At 35.8% G+C, this 15,741-nt stretch carries 14 protein-coding genes; 8 read left to right on the forward strand and 6 right to left on the reverse strand.

Annotated elements, in window-relative coordinates:
* Window positions 1–12 precede the first annotated feature (12 nt).
* The 3 genes from AsAng_RS18935 to AsAng_RS18945 all read left to right on the forward strand — a co-directional run bounded on the left by AsAng_RS18935 (window position 13) and on the right by AsAng_RS18945 (window position 3,594).
* Window positions 13–1,554: a porin family protein gene (locus tag AsAng_RS18935; protein WP_264788661.1), complete on the forward strand. Its 1,542-nt coding sequence runs from the start codon at window positions 13–15 to the stop codon at window positions 1,552–1,554.
* A 308-nt stretch (window positions 1,555–1,862) separates the two neighbouring features.
* The gene (gene bioD, locus AsAng_RS18940; RefSeq protein ID WP_264788662.1) at window positions 1,863–2,486 is read left to right on the forward strand and encodes a dethiobiotin synthase; all 624 of its coding nucleotides are present in this window, start codon (window positions 1,863–1,865) and stop codon (window positions 2,484–2,486) included.
* Between the two features lie 232 nt (window positions 2,487–2,718).
* Window positions 2,719–3,594 (forward strand): sigma-70 family RNA polymerase sigma factor, encoded by an 876-nt coding sequence (locus AsAng_RS18945; RefSeq protein ID WP_264788663.1) that lies wholly within the window; start codon window positions 2,719–2,721, stop codon window positions 3,592–3,594.
* Between the two features lie 74 nt (window positions 3,595–3,668).
* On the opposite strand, the gene AsAng_RS18950 is transcribed toward AsAng_RS18945, so the two are convergent.
* Both AsAng_RS18950 and AsAng_RS18955 read right to left on the reverse strand, forming a co-directional pair.
* Window positions 3,669–4,247: a class I SAM-dependent methyltransferase gene (locus tag AsAng_RS18950; RefSeq protein ID WP_264788664.1), complete on the reverse strand. Its 579-nt coding sequence runs from the start codon at window positions 4,245–4,247 to the stop codon at window positions 3,669–3,671.
* A 21-nt stretch (window positions 4,248–4,268) separates the two neighbouring features.
* The gene (locus AsAng_RS18955) at window positions 4,269–5,594 is read right to left on the reverse strand and encodes a T9SS C-terminal target domain-containing protein (RefSeq protein WP_264788665.1); all 1,326 of its coding nucleotides are present in this window, start codon (window positions 5,592–5,594) and stop codon (window positions 4,269–4,271) included.
* Between the two features lie 397 nt (window positions 5,595–5,991).
* On the opposite strand from AsAng_RS18955, the gene AsAng_RS18960 reads away from it, so the two are divergent.
* A complete protein-coding gene (locus AsAng_RS18960) occupies window positions 5,992–6,504 on the forward strand; it encodes an inclusion body family protein (protein ID WP_264788666.1) in 513 nt (170 codons plus the stop codon).
* Between the two features lie 261 nt (window positions 6,505–6,765).
* Complete coding sequence (locus AsAng_RS18965; RefSeq protein WP_264788667.1) at window positions 6,766–8,163, forward strand: DUF819 family protein; 1,398 nt, start codon at window positions 6,766–6,768, stop codon at window positions 8,161–8,163.
* Between the two features lie 73 nt (window positions 8,164–8,236).
* On the opposite strand, the gene AsAng_RS18970 is transcribed toward AsAng_RS18965, so the two are convergent.
* Window positions 8,237–9,391 carry a histidine decarboxylase gene (locus AsAng_RS18970; RefSeq protein WP_264788668.1) on the reverse strand — a complete coding sequence of 385 codons (1,155 nt, stop codon included), beginning with the start codon at window positions 9,389–9,391 and terminating at the stop codon, window positions 8,237–8,239.
* 182 nt (window positions 9,392–9,573) lie between these two features.
* Between AsAng_RS18970 and AsAng_RS18975 the strand changes: the two genes are divergently transcribed.
* Window positions 9,574–10,026: an Lrp/AsnC family transcriptional regulator gene (locus tag AsAng_RS18975; RefSeq protein ID WP_264788669.1), complete on the forward strand. Its 453-nt coding sequence runs from the start codon at window positions 9,574–9,576 to the stop codon at window positions 10,024–10,026.
* Window positions 10,027–10,095: 69 nt separating this feature from the next.
* On the opposite strand, the gene AsAng_RS18980 is transcribed toward AsAng_RS18975, so the two are convergent.
* On the reverse strand, window positions 10,096–10,311 hold the full coding sequence (locus tag AsAng_RS18980) for a hypothetical protein (protein WP_264788670.1): 216 nt from the start codon (window positions 10,309–10,311) through the stop codon (window positions 10,096–10,098).
* A gap of 615 nt (window positions 10,312–10,926) precedes the next feature.
* Here AsAng_RS18980 and AsAng_RS18985 point away from each other — a divergent pair.
* Entirely contained in the window at window positions 10,927–12,462 is a 1,536-nt protein-coding gene (locus AsAng_RS18985; RefSeq protein WP_264788671.1) for a hypothetical protein, read from the forward strand.
* A gap of 238 nt (window positions 12,463–12,700) precedes the next feature.
* Window positions 12,701–14,305 carry a S8/S53 family peptidase gene (locus tag AsAng_RS18990; protein WP_264788672.1) on the forward strand — a complete coding sequence of 535 codons (1,605 nt, stop codon included), beginning with the start codon at window positions 12,701–12,703 and terminating at the stop codon, window positions 14,303–14,305.
* Between the two features lie 207 nt (window positions 14,306–14,512).
* On the opposite strand, the gene AsAng_RS18995 is transcribed toward AsAng_RS18990, so the two are convergent.
* Entirely contained in the window at window positions 14,513–14,785 is a 273-nt protein-coding gene (locus AsAng_RS18995) for a type B 50S ribosomal protein L31 (RefSeq protein WP_264788673.1), read from the reverse strand.
* A 217-nt stretch (window positions 14,786–15,002) separates the two neighbouring features.
* Window positions 15,003–15,719, reverse strand: a complete 717-nt coding sequence (locus tag AsAng_RS19000; RefSeq protein WP_264788674.1) for a class I SAM-dependent methyltransferase — start codon at window positions 15,717–15,719, stop codon at window positions 15,003–15,005.
* Between the last annotated feature and the right edge of the window lie 22 nt (window positions 15,720–15,741).

Genomic DNA, 15,741 nt, shown 5'->3' on the forward strand with positions numbered 1-15,741 from the left:
AATGTGTAAAAAATGAAAAATAAAGATTTTGATAACATAGATAAACTAGCACAGGATGCCTTTGAGCAGTTTGAGGTGGAGTTTGATCCAATGGATTGGATGGACATGCAGAGCAAGCTCCGTGCAGAATCGTCTATAGATCAAATGGCAAAAGATGCTCTAAAAGATTATGAGGCAGCTTTTGATAAACGGGACTGGAGGCGATTAGAAAAGCAGCTGGACAAAAAGAAAAATCTATACCCCCACGTCTGGTGGCTAAAAGGTGCAGAAATTGGGGTTATGACTTTACTCTTATTTACCATCTTTAACCTAACAACCAACAAGAACCACCACAATCACTCAAACCAAAACTATGATAAGACAACTACACTAACTCCTTCTTCTTCTTCTGATTTTTCAACAACGAAACACAATGATAGTGAGGTGTTCCCAATCAAAGAACGGGCAACACAGGATCCATCATCAAAAGTAGCTAAGGGCAGTTCTCCTCAAGCTATGTTGGAAAGGAATGAAGCGTCATCTCATCCAGGACAAATGGAAGGTGCACAGAAGCGTTTAGCTCAAAATAGTCTTATTCACCCAACAAAAGTTAATAATTATGAGAATAGCTCATCTTTAGTTGAAAATCAAGAATTGAGCAATAATGAGGTACCGAATCAGACCACAAGTGGATTTACTGGTAAAGATGGTACAATTGTTTCTTCTAATTCGACAACTAATGGTGATCAAAATGATCCTTCAACATTATTTTCTAACGACTTAGCAAGAATAGAAAATACAGCTACTAGTGCCAATATTTCGGATAATGATAAGACAATGCGTAGTATGTTTTCTATTCTTGAAATTCCAACGATAGAACTTACAGAAGGCATAAAAACCACAGATCCTATCTTTGAGCTCAAAAAAGCAAAACTGGAGCTACCGTACAATTGCAAAAGCTATCTTGGTGGTGTCGTTGTTGTTGGAGCAAACTTTGCCACTAGCTTAGGAGGAACCAGTGTAGGTTATGGTGCTGGGTTAACGATGGACTCAGAGCTTTCTCCTAGAATAGCGATCAAAACAGGGCTCATTGCTTCTTACAAAAAATATGAACTCAACGAGCTAATTACACTTGATAAAACAAGCGTAGATGGAAAAATTTATGAGATTGATCAATCTAAAACAACCAATTTATTGGTTCTTGAAATTCCATTAGAAGTACAATACACTTTCTTTAAAAATGAGAAGTGGAAAATTTATGCTACAGCAGGTTTGGTGGCAAACATTATTAGCAGTAGAACCTATAATGGCTTCCAAAAAACAAATGCCAATGGACTTTCTATTAGTACAGAAATAAATTCTAGTAACTATGAGAGAGGTGCCTTTGAGGGAGGTGATTTTACTAAAAACACCTTCTTGTCAGTCGGTGGAGGACTTGGGTTAGAGCGTCAACTAGGGGATAAAATTAGCTTATATATTTTACCTTCTTATCGACATGCACTAACGACAACTGGATCAGACAAAGACTTGATTCATTCCTTTGGGGTTAATATTGGTATAAAAACGGCTTTATAACTAATAAAAAGATTTACAATAGTTTATAATATTAAGTTCTAAAAATCGTACAATTGATTTCAGAACAATAGCTTATTCTAAAAAGCAGTTAGTACCTTTAAGGGCTTAACTGCTTTTTTTATCGATACCATTACTCCGTTAAAAATCGTACTATATTGATTGTAAGCACCATGTACTTTTACAGTCTAAAATATAAAAATTGATAACCTAGCTTTGCTAGCTCATGTAATAATCAATATAGTACATAAGCACAGCGAACAATGAGCAAAGCGCACTAACTAATCCACGGAGTATTAAATTTATACAACATGCAACCAATTCAATATTTTGTTTCGGGGATAGACACAGACATAGGGAAAACTGTTGTTTCTGCTATTTTGGTAGAAGCTTTAGAAGCTGATTATTGGAAACCTGTACAAGCTGGAGGACTAGAGTTTAGCGATACGCATTGTGTTCAACAATTAGTTAGCAACTCTAAAAGTCAGTTTTTTGAAGAAACTTATCGACTCAATACCCCTGCATCGCCACATTATGCCGCCGAATTAGATGGGCTAGAAATAAACTTTGATGCATTTAAAATGCCAATAACATCTAACAATCTAATTGTAGAAGGAGCAGGAGGACTATTTGTCCCACTTAACGACGATTTTTTGATCATTGACTTGATTAAAAAATTGAACATTCCTGTGGTCTTAGTTGCCAAATTTTATTTAGGGTCTATCAATCACACCCTAAGTTCTATTGATGCTCTACAACAAAGAGGCATTCCGATTGCAGGTATTATCTTTAATGGGGAAATAACAGAATCTTCAAAAAGTTATATTTTAAAGTATAGTAAAATCCCAAATTTAGGTTGTATTCCTTGGGTAGAAAAAATTTCTAAAAAAGAAGTGTCTAAATATGCAAAAACGGTAAGAAATTTGCTGTATTAATAGCAATCGACCCCGCAGCTATCTATTAGTATTTCATTGTACTAATCTTTCTTTTTTAATAAAATTGGGTAACATTTAATCTCTATTTACATTAATGTTGTAACAGGGAAAAGGGATTTCTATGTCTAATTTTTTTGCTTATTAAAATATTTCTTCATCCGCAAAAAAATGAAACTTTTTTCCATCCAATCTCGTTTAAAAGGACAGGGAGCATCACAAAACAAAAAGCTAAATGAGACAGTTAAAAATAACGCAAAAAATCACAAAAAGGGATAGCCTAGCCCTTGATAAATATCTTAACGAAATTGGTAAAATAAGCTTAATTGATTCTGAAGAGGAAGCAATTTTAGCAAAAAAAATTCGCCAAGGTGACGAAGAAGCTTTGCACAAAATTACAAGAGCTAATTTACGTTTTGTAATTTCTGTAGCCAAACAGTATCAAAATCAAGGTCTTCCCCTAATTGATTTGATCAATGAAGGGAATGTGGGCTTAATCAAAGCGGCAAAACGTTTTGATGAAACAAAGGGATTTAAATTTATTTCTTATGCAGTTTGGTGGATTCGCCAGTCTATTTTGCAAGCTATTGTAGAACAGGCTCGCTTAGTTCGTTTACCACTTAATAAGATAGGAAGTAATAATAGAATTAATGAGGCATATCATTCTTTTATGCAAGAGTTTGAACGGGAGCCTAGTGTTGATGAATTGGCAGACCTTGTTGGGCTTTCCCCCAAAGAGGTTCGCAATATCTTGCGCATTAGTGGCAAGCATATTTCTGTTGACGCTCCTGTTAGTAACGATTCAGGAAGCGATGCAATGACAATGCTAGATACCTTAGCTTATGACGGTTCTGGCGAGGAGCCTGAAGGTGACTTAATGACTGAATCGCTAAAAGAAGAAGTAAAAAATGGCCTCGCTACTTTGTCTACCAAAGAGGTACAAGTTATTTCTGCTTATTATGGTCTAAATGGTCAGCAACCAATGACCTTAGAAGAAATTGGTTATTTATGCGATTTAACAAGAGAAAGAGTCCGTCAAATCAAAGAAAGAGCAATCCGTAGACTAAGAAAATCAACCAATAGAAATAACCTTCGATCTTATTTAGGATAACGACATGTTCATCATTCTTATATATAAGAAAGCCATCTTGATATCAAGATGGCTTTTTCTTTTTATTTGATCCACTAGTGCTTCACATCAAAGTGATTAAAAAATCGACTGTCTTGATAAGCAAGTGATTTTTGTTCCTTTTTAGCGCTTACTTCTAGGTGCCAAGGTTCATTTTCTAACCCTCTCCCACTATTGGTTAAATTTTCAATTGATCCAAAACCAAATTCTAATAAGATGTCTTGTAGCAACTCAAAATAATAACCAAACTTATGCAGATCATATTCGTCTTGTTGCCAACCAAATAAGCTACCAAATCCCCAGAAGCGATCATTCTTACCCGAAGATTTATTATAAAAGGAAGCATGATCACCTTCTAATACTTGCTTTAAGTGCCAAAGTAAATTAGGACATATAATATAAATTGTTCCACCTATCTTTAAAACTCTGTTCCACTCTTCTAAGATTTCCAAAAATTCTTTTAAGGTAAAATGTTCAATAACATGTCTAGAGTAAATTTCATCGACAGTAGCATCTTCAAATGGCAACTTATTGGCATTACAAACATAATCTACTTCTGGCAAATCTCTAATGTCACACGTTAAATAGCCCTCTCTAGGCTTCTTTCCACATCCAATTTCTAATTTAATTCCCATGTTTTTTTATACTATTTTTTATCATTCTATTACAACAAGCTGTCCCCCAAGTTTATGCTCACCAACTAATTGAACATAATAGACCCCAGCCACTAAGCCTGTTAAATCAAGTTTTGTTTCTTCTTTATAAATCCTTCCTTTGCGCAAACAAACCCCAGCAGTAGTCATTAACTGATATTCTAGCTGTTGGGGTAGTTGCTCTATTTTTATCGTGAGGGATTGATGCGCTGGATTAGGAACAGCTTTAAAAGAAATAGGAAGGGGCATTGCTAGTTTGGTGTTATTCGTTAGTACAGAATCTGGATTTAGCACTAAACGTAGTGTTTCAGTACTGACTTGCTGCCCTGCTTTCATGCCTCCAACTAAATATTTAACCGTATCACTTACGTTGCCAATTCCACGTAAATCCATTGGTAAATCATAGCCATATTCCACCTCAAAACTATGATTTGATTTCCGATACAATAAGCTTCTTCCTGTTGGTGCAACACCTCCTGAGCCATTGTAGGCAATCCCATTATAATTATAAGTTATCGCAGCGCCTCCCAGCCAAAACACATCCCCCAAAACAGTAGTTGCTGCCATTCGGTAGCCTTTAGCATTCATCCAAGTGAAACTAGACCAATTAATTTGTGTAGGGTTATTAGGGTCAATAATCCCTCGCCTAAAATACGTTTGTACATTAAAACTCCCAGCCATAGACGCTCCACCAAAATAATAAATGGTATCGCCAATTATTGTTCCTGAAGCCCCAAAGGATTTAAATATGTTATTATTTCCTACACTGGTTCCTGATTGCCAGCTATTAGAAGAAGGGTTATAAATTTGAACGGCTGGCGAATTCCCGCTATTGGTCCATCCTGTTATAACATAAATCAAACTATCTCTCCAAACGGCTTGAACTTGGTCATCAATAGGTATAGGAATATTTGCACCATCCAACAAATAGGCATTAGTATTTACATCATAAATATGCACCTTATCAGAAGAAGCTTCACTTCCATTGGCATAAACATGATAGCCTCCAATAATATAAATTTTGTCCTTTACTCGGCTTGCTGCTGCTGCAATTTTTCCTAAAGTATCTGGCAGTGGCGCAATGGTATCCCATACATTAGTTAAGGTATTATAACGATAAGAACGCAAATGAATACCTGAGTATAATTTTGTTGAATCCAGCCCCCCAAAAGTATAAATATAAGTTGTTGTTCCATTTACGACTCCCTCTACAACAGCATTATTGGTAATCGGTTCTGGAGCATTCGCTACAGGGCTTATTTGCCAAGCTTGTCCAACAATAAAGTGAATGGTAAAAAAACAAAGGAATAGTGTCATTTTCACTTTCATGCGCTTCGATTTTGTCTGTTTTAAAATTTCCAAATATAAACAATAGCCTATTTAAGCTACATACACTGTCTGCTAAGATTACTAAAGATATAGAAGATGCTCCAAACCCCTCAATCTAAGCTGTTAAATTAAACCATTAAAACGAAGTAAATACCGAAGCAAAACAACAGTTTAACGGCACTAAAAATAAACGACGTAATTTATACCTACTTATAATAATCAAGTAATTACTACCTGTTTTCCTCCATACAATTGGTTTAATTTTACATTTGTAATCAAGAACATGCTTAAGCAACAAAGCAAAATCCCCTAAATGTTTAAGATTATACTGGTGGAAGCCCAAAAACCAATAAACAATAGAGTAGGCACCAATTAATTCACTAAATTATTATTTACAATGAGCAAGACAATTAATATTCAGGTAACCATTGATGCAGTAGGTGTTGTTAATTCTTATCCTAATCCTAGTAAAGATCAGCACAATCCAACAGGAATTGGACATAATTTTGGCTACATGGTAGCTACTTCAAATACAATATCTGGAAGTGGAACTGGAGACTTGAATTTTTCTGCTAATGTTGGAGATACGGTTCGTTTCTTTGGTGTTTCAGCTTCAGATAATTTTGAAGATTCTATTCTTATTTACAACATCACCAAATACCAAGGTACCAATGTATTTTCTGAATTCCACAGCCAAACCTTTACTAAAAAAGGTGTTTCTCCATCTGGTCCAGAAGTGTTGCCCGCCAAGATTGCGAATCAAGCGTTTTGGTTCTTTGAAGCAGATGTTATCAATGCAGGAACAGAAGGTTATCGAGTGGTTTTTGCCCTCTACACTCGTGACACAAACGGTTACCCTACGCTCTATGGGTATTTCCAATGGGATCCTACCATTACCGTAAATGGATAACATCTATCCCCAATAGAAATGTTATATACTCCAAGCAGCCCAAGGCTGCTTGGAGTTTTTTTAGTCAAAAAAACATGTTACCGTCAATTGATTCCGTTATAAGTCACATTTTTTGTCGGTCAACGCCCCCTTCCATCAAAACATTTGAGAATTAAATGTATCTTAGAAGCTCATTGATTGATCGCTCGCCTTGGCGAAGAAAGCAATAACGAAGATAAAAACACAATATTTTACTTTTAAGAAACAGCTTAAACAATACCAATGGAACCACTTTTCAGCAATGATGCTACTGTATTTGGCTTACTAATGATTGTGCTAGCAGGAATTTTTTACACTGCTAGTTCTGACCACCCAAAATGGAAGAAATTTTATACCATTGTTCCCTCTCTCCTACTTTGTTATTTTTTACCCGCATTACTCAATTATCCACTAGGATTAATTTCTCCTGAGTTTTTTAAAGGGGATGCACTCATAGCGTTTTTGACAGAAAGAGGCGTTGATTTAACAGGAGTTGACTTGCACGCCCTTTCTTATGAAGGGATTAAAGAGTTTTTGGAACAAGCTGGCATTTCTGCAAGTGAGTACAAACCATTTGTCCAAAAATCAAAACTCTATTTTGTTGCTTCTCGCTATTTATTGCCTGCCAGTTTAATTTTGCTTTGCTTAAGCATTGATTTTAAAGGAATCAAAAAACTAGGTCCTAAAGCATTGATCATGTTTTTTGCGGCTACCGTTGGTATTATATTGGGGGGACCTATTGCACTTCTAGTGACCTCTTATATCTTTCCCAATCTAGTAAGTGTTAGCCCTGATGAATTATGGAGAGGGCTCTCTACCGTAGCAGGTAGCTGGATTGGAGGTGGAGCCAATCAGACCGCTATGAAAGAAATTTTTAAGGTTAGTGACAACCTCTTTGCTACTATGATTATCGTGGATGTGGTGGTCGCTAATATTTGGATGGGCTTCTTGTTATACGGGGCTAATATCTCTGAAAAGATTGATGAAAAATTGCAAGCGGATGCTTCTGCAATTGAAGAACTCAAACAAAGCGTAAGTGACTATCGTGCTAGCGTTGAACAAATGCCTACAACTACCTCTAGTTTTCTTTTGGTGGGGCTTGCCTTTGGAGGCGTTGGTCTAGCACACTGGGGCGCTGACATTATTGTCCCTTGGATGGGAAAATACAGTGCAACACTCGAAAGCCTTCGTCTAAATTCTCTACTGTCTGGTTTCTTTTGGTTAATCGTAATATCTACAACTGTTGGTTTGATCCTTTCATTTACCAAAGCACGAAAATTGGAAGGAGTCGGAGCTTCTAGAATGGGGTCTGTGTTTATTTATATTTTGGTTGCAACCATTGGTATGAAAATGAACCTTGGAGAAGTTTGGGAAAACATAGGCTTATTTGCTATTGGTATTACTTGGATGTTGGTTCATGTTGCCATTCTATTAATAACGGCCAAAATAATAAGAGCGCCCTTCTTTTTTGTTGCAGTAGGTAGTCAAGCCAATATAGGCGGTGCTGCTTCTGCGCCAATTGTAGCCTCTGCGTTTAGTCCTGCGTTGGCTCCTGTAGGTGTATTAATGGCTGTTTTGGGATATGCACTTGGTACCTATGGCGCCATCATTTGTGCAATGTTGATGCAAGCTTGTACCTAAGCCTAAAAGCGTTGAAGATTTAAAGAGGGTATTATATCCCCCTTTAAATCTTCAACTTATTTTATTTTTTGCTTCAAAAATCAAAGGACATTTTTTCTTCTTCCTCTTGTTCCTTACTAGTCGCTACATCCTTAATAAATTCATCTATTTGGGTTTTAGTCACATTGGGCATACAAATAATATGCGTAACTGCTTCCTCTGTCGCCAATTGCCATTTTGATTTAACAGCCTTAGAAGTTTTTGGGAACACAACTGTAATTGCTCCTGGGTTTGTCCATGCATTTACCCCTATTTCGTTTAGTTTGTTTTTGCAATACTCAGCTATTTCCAAACTGTGTGCATAACGCTTTTTAAGTCCTTCTAATCCCAATTTTTTGAGCGCATACCACAAAAATAAAGGACAATGCCCATTACGAGACCCCGTTATGGTGGTATCCAAAGAACCTATATAAGATATCCCTTTTGAAATCTTATCCCGATGCGATCGTTTTGTGATAATTACACCAGAAGGAATAGGGGAACCTATAAATTTGTGCCCACTAATAGAAATACTATCTGCCCCATCTGCAAAATCGAAGGGAATCCGTGGCTTCATAAACGCACCATAAGTTCCAGATAAAGCAGCATCACAATGAATGTAATGATTCTGAATCGCCAGTTTTTTTAAAATGGCTTTTATTTTAGAAACATCATCCTTGGCTTCTTTCATTGTTGTCCCAAAAGTAGTCAGAACAATAGCAGGTTTATGGCGGTTTAATTGAACCGTATTTTCAAAATCCTCATAATCAATTTCGCCATTCTCTTTAGCCCGAATCACAATGCTAGGTATATTTAGCAGGTGTAGATTTTTTCGCACACTATAATGGGTAGACTCTGAATAATAGACCATTGCCTTGGGATAAATCTCTCTAGCCAAATAAAGACCGTATAAATTACTTTCGGAGCCACCATTGGTAACATAGCCCCAATAATCATTCGGTTGTGCTCTAAATAGTTTTGCAAAAAAGGTTACAATTTCTCGCTCCATTTCATGCGTCTGAACTTTGTAAGTGCTATTCTCAAAAGGATCTCCTAAGTTATTAATGGGAAACTCTAAAAAATCGTACAATTCCGAATAATCAAAATCTTTAGAAACAGGGTACCCTAAAAAGGAATCTCTAGCCTGCTCTACTTCTTTTTTGAGCTTATTTAATCGGTCTATATTCTGAGTTGATATTGTTTTAACCATTCCTTTTCTTTTTCTATGAATCAATAATCTTTCACAATTCTATTCTGCAAAGTTACGGTATATCATTTTTTTTTCCTTACAATTGAATTAAAGCAGGAAATAAACCTCTTTTTCTGATTTATACCGTATAATCATACGGTTTCTCTTTTTTAAGTTGCTTTTAAAACGAAAAAAATTCTGCTATGGATCAAATAGATAAAAAGATATTGATGCTATTGCAAAAAAATGCAAAGCAAAACACCAAAGAAATTGCGAATCAGATTGGTCTAACGGTCTCTCCGACCTTTGAACGAATAAAAAAATTGGAACAGCAGGGTTTTATAAAAGCCTATGTGGCTCTATTGGATCGGGTCAAAATAGGAAAGGCTCTAATGGCTTATTGTCAAATATCCTTATTTAAGCATTCCAAAGAGCTGATTGATAACTTTAGAAAAGAAATGGCTGTTTTGCCAGAAGTCTTGGTTTGTCTTCATGTCTCTGGCAATTATGATTTTTTATTGGAGGTAGCCGTAAATGATATGAACGAATATCAAGCTTTTGTTGTAGAAAAGCTATCCATTGTAGATGGGATTTCTAATATACAGAGTTCTTTTGTTATGGAAGTAATCAAGGATGAGACGGCTTATTCGCTTTAAATCCTCCCATAATACCTCAATACAGCAATTGAATAAATTGCTGTATTGATAGATCGGCAATTGCCAGTTTTATACAGCGGGTGGAAGGTCTGGATTCTTACAAACTTCATCTCCTTTTTTACCACAGACCGAACACTCTCCTATCTTTGTTTTAAGCAAGGGATTATTTTGGGCACATGTTCCTCTAAAATCTTTCCCCACTACAATTTGGCGGATATTGATTAATAAAAATGAAATAAAGAAAATACTGAAAACTAAACCAAATACCGTTAAAAAATGTGCCATAATATACTATTTAAATGATTAGCATCTATGAGTAAAATCTAAGTATAAGATAAAACTCTAAAACAAAGAATTAAGAATAGAAGATCTATTTAACTATTTGTTAGAGCGCAAAGATACTAAATTGCCTACAGATAAGTAAACAAATACTCTGTTTAAAAGTTTAAGCCATCTTTTTGCATCTAACGGCGCTATAGCTATGCTGGCTTAGCTTTTATGTTTTTGTAACATAAGCCTTCCCCATTAGTTCACTAATGTTTATGAGCTCGCATGGCTCGGTTAGCTTATGCAGCCCTGTTGGTGCATTGCAGTAAGCTGGGGTCACTAGAGTTCATGCCTTATTCGCTACTAAAAAATATTGGTAATGATAGATCCAATTCATTCCTAGAATTACTTCCTCAAACAGAAGAAAGTTTGTTGTTTACATATTTTTCTAGTCTCCTTTTTCTAAATCGGCTACTTTTTTTTAATTTCACTATCTGGTTAAGCCAAAATCTTAACTTTGAGGATCAACATTTCTTACAAAAATACTCCTTATATAATTGCAAATAATATACATTAAAAGATTTTTGTACTCTAGACCCAATTGTCCAAAATCTTTTAAATCAATAAAAATTTATGAAGACTCCATCAAACGCTTTGTTCAAATTAATCCGTAAAATGACGCCTAGCGAAAAACGTTATTTTAAACGCTTTGGATTACTTCAACAAAAAAAAGATTCGAACAAATATATCTTGCTCTTTGATGCTATCAATGAACAAGGAGAATATAACGAACAAGCTCTGCTCAAACAGTTTAAAGGGTATGACTTTATCAATAACTTTTCTGAAATTAAAAAATACCTCTTTAATCAAATACAAAAGGCGCTTAGAAATTACCATTCTCAAAGTTCAATTGATATTATTCTGTACAATTATTTAAGTGATATTAGTGTCCTATACAGCAAAGAACTTTATGTAGAATGTTCTAGAATTATAAAAAAAGCTAAAAAAGTTGCTACCAAACATGAAAAGTTTAGCTTGCTCTTAATCTTAAATGAGTGGAAACGAAATGTATTGCGTATTAGCCACCATGTAAATGGTATTCAAAGTTATTTGGAAGAAGAAGTAACCAAGGATAAAGAATATATTTCTTGTGTCGAAAACGAAAGCCTTTATTTTAATAAAAGCCTTGAATTAACGCTTCACCTTCGCAAAAAAGGCCCCGATCACAAAATCGAATCTAGCATTACTCTGCCTGAGGAGGGACCTAAAACATTCAGAGCAAAACGTTATTTCTTTTTGCTACGAAGTATGGAAGGTTACCTAGAGTACGATGACGAAAAAATATTTGAGGTTAGTAGTGCTGACGTTCAGATTTTTGAGCAAAACCCACATTTTATCCAAGCTTTGCCCAAGCAATACATCATCTCATTAACCAATTTGCTCGATTCTTGCGCCAATAAAATCAAATACAATGATGTCTTTGATGAATACATGGAAAAAACCATTAAGGCCTTAGACACTTATTCTTTTGATAGCGAGTTTTCTGAAAAAGAACGTCTGTTGGTTTACATTATCAAATGTACCGTTTATAGCTCTCGTGGAAATATAGAAGATTTAAAAGTTGTACGACAAGAGCTAAAAGAACAATACCTATTAACAAGCAAGAAGGGCTACAAAACTCCTGATTTAGATATTTACCTGCACGATAACCTAATGCGCTCTGCACTCATTACAGGAGATTTTTCTTCTGCTTTAGAGTCTTATAATGACATACTCCAACTCAATATGGGCAGTTATCGAGAAGATTTGCAAATGGAAACAAGGCTACTAGGGCTGATTCTCCATTTTGAATTAGGTAATTGGCTTTTATTAGAAAGTATGGTACGCTCGGCGCTTCGTTTATTACAACGCAAACACAGCCATTTTAAATTGGGTAAATTATTCCTAGAAGTCATCAAAAAATGCGTCCTTATCAAACAACAACCCAACAGTCAAGATGACGACATTATTCCGATCTTATTGCAGCTCAAAAAAGATGCCTTGGCAATCACCAGCAAAAATAGACTGGCGGACTATATTGTATTTATTGGCTGGGTTGATAGCAAAATCAAGAACAAATCAATTGCTTCTTGTATTTATGAAGTTACCCAATCGGGGTATAGATTATAATTTTGCTGTAGAGGAATAAGCCTTGTGTTTTATGCCCCTCTCCTTGAAGGGCTTTTTTTTCTTTATTGTTAATAATAACCTGTGTACAGGATAAAACAATTAGATGAAAGAAAAACGATAAACCTGTTTTTAATAATAAAACGGGCATCAACTTTGTGCATTCTTCAAAGAAAACATACTTTTGTATTTTGATTCTTTGAGCAATCAGAGAATGGATATTTTTAAACTTTGCTGATTTATGTACAAACTATTATGCCTGTTTATTATTTGTACGTTCCCCTATCTTATTCTTGCTCAACATGTTCGCACGAACACTCCTGAAGAATTAATTGTTATGCTAAATCCAGGAGTCGAAATGGAAACCATTTTATCGGATATTCCTCAACGTTCTACAGCATTTCAATATAAAAAAAGACTCTCTAAATCGCTAAACATCCACTTGATTGTTAGTAATGATTTAGCCAGCATTAGCCCACAACTAAGTCAGCATCCTGCTGTTCGGGCGATCCAAAAAAACCAAGTAATCCAATGGCGCAACCAGCCTAATGATCTGTATTATGATAGCCAGTGGGCCTTAGATAGCATCAACGCTCCAGAAGCATGGAATTATACAACAGGAGGCCTTTCGCCCAATGGCGATAGCATTGTTTGTGCCGTTGTTGATGGCTCTTTTGATGTTAATCACGAAGATCTAAAAGACAATTTGTGGCACAACCATGCCGAAATTCCCAACAATCAAATCGATGATGATCAAAATGGTTTTGTAGATGACTATACGGGCTGGCAAGTTGTATTTAATACCGACCGCCATGATTATGGAAGTATTAGCAATCACGGTACTTCTGTTCTAGGAATTATAGGAGCAAAGGGCAATAATAGCAGCGGAACGACAGGAATCAATTGGGACATACGCTTAATGCTAATAAGCGCTCATACGGCCAATGAAATCACTAAAATTTCGAATGTTATAGAAAGCTACTCTTACATTCTAGATATGCGAAGAAAATACAATCAATCCAATGGTCAAGCGGGCGCTTTTGTCGTCAGTACGAATTCGTCTTGGGGAATTGATTTTGCTTGGGCAGAAGATCATCCTATTTGGTGCGCTTTATACGACTCAATGGGGGCTGTTGGTATTCTTAGTGTTGCAGCAACAACCAATACGGACAATGACATTGATCGCTATGGAGACATGCCTTGTTCCTGTGGTTCTGAATATTTATTGGGAGTTAGCGAGAGTTCAAGAGAGGATCGGCAGGTTGCTGGTTATGGTTATCAATCAATCGATCTTTTTGCTCCTGCTGAAAGCAAAAGTACTCGATGGAGCAATAAATATGGTGATTTTGGAGGCACTTCTGGTGCTGCACCTCATGTTGCGGGGGCGATTGCCTTGCTTTATAGTTATCCCAATTCGGATTGGGCAAGCATGATACGGCAGTCTCCTCAAAAAGCAGCAAGCTTAGTTAAGTCTATTTTGCTAAATAGTGTTGACAAAAAAGAAACCTTTAAAAAATCTGTTTCTGGTGGACGGCTTAATTTGGGTCGTGCTATGCAACAATTAGCAGAGTATTTTGAGCGCCCAGAACAAGGACAATTGTTAAATCTTTACCCCTCTCCTACTTCCAGACTATTAACGATAAAAGCAGCGCTAGCCAATGAAGGCCGCCACCCCGTCCGAGTTTACAACTCTATTGGGCAACCTGTAGCTATTTGGGAACTAGAAAATAGCAGTCCGACTATTCGTTATTGGCATTTTGATGTCTCTCATTTGGCGAGGGGTATGTACACCGTAGAATTAGATACAGGTTCTAAAAAGTATAGCCAAAAATTTATAAAGTACTAATCCTTCTTGCTGTAATAAAACTGTTGCTGTTTTAGTATTCTAAAAATCTAGTATTAGAGCAATGAGAAAAAGGTTAACCAATTAAAATTGATTAACCTCATTCTTATATGCTTTTTTTAAACGATTGCTGCTTTCTCAGAAAGATCAATCAATTAAGCATAAGTATAAAATTGACAATCACCATGAAGAGTATAACAACTTAGGCGATTAGTCTTCTTTTTTAACCATATACTTGTCGAATTTCGCAAATTTCTTATTGAATTTGTCGATACGACCTGCAGTATCTACAAACTGCATTTTACCAGTGTAAAAAGGGTGAGAAGCTGAGCTAATCTCTACTTTTACCAACGGATATTCAGTACCATCAATTTCAACATTCTCATTAGAAGGTGCAGAAGAATGCATTAAAAAAGTAGTGTCTGTAGAAATGTCTTTGAAACATACCATACGATTACTTGCTGGATGGATATCTTTTTTCATGATAATTCTATTGTAATTTTTTATTTTTATTTAAGGTCATTTTGACTTTTCTGTAAATTGCAGGTACAAAGGTACAATAAAAATACACAATAATGCATTTTTTATCAAAAAACATTAGAGTAATTAAATCAAAATCATTGTAATTTCCCCACTTAATTGGGCTGCTACAAGAACATTAAAGCATCTTGGTAAAAACGCACGGAGAAAATACCAGACTTTATTTTTTGCACCAACCAGTAATACTAATTCCTACTGGCAAGGTAAGCCCTCGTTTGATCAAAAAGTTGTCAAAACACAATAAATAATAAAACAAGTTGTCAATAAAAGCTGGAAATTTAGGATGATCGACCCTAGGCGCAGCATTTTTGTTTTTGATACGAGACAAGGCAATTAATGGATACAACAACGTGTTCCAAGAATAGGTTTTTACTTGATCAAAATTAGAGAACAACTCTTTTACCATTTTTTTATTGTATCGACGGTAATGTTCCAAAGCCACATCATGGCTGCTAAAAAGCCCTGGACCTGCGGGGACAGAATAAACCAATGAGCCACCTTTTTTGAGCACTCGATACACTTCACTCACCGCTTTTTTATCTCCTTCGATATGTTCAAAGACATCAAAAGAGACGACAATATCAAAAAAATTGTCCTCATAAGGCAAATCACAAGCATCAGCTATCCGTTTTTCAAAACAGACCTCATCGGGTACAATAGCCAACGCTTCAGGAAGAATATCGGTTACATAATTGTTTCCAAAACTTTTAAGAATTTTTAAGTCATCCCCTGTTCCTGTTCCAATGCTCAAAATCTTTAGAGGTTCCCCTCCCTGCTTTTTACAATTTTTCTCCATTAATAAATGAATCAATTTGTATTTAGCTCTAAACCAAAAATTATCGGCAGTTTGCCCAGCTTGATAGTCTTTATAATCCATTTTTGTTTGTTTTCATTCTCTA

The sequence above is a fragment of the Aureispira anguillae genome (assembly GCF_026000115.1).
In the GTDB taxonomy this organism is placed as follows: Bacteria; Bacteroidota; Bacteroidia; order Chitinophagales; family Saprospiraceae; genus Aureispira; species Aureispira anguillae.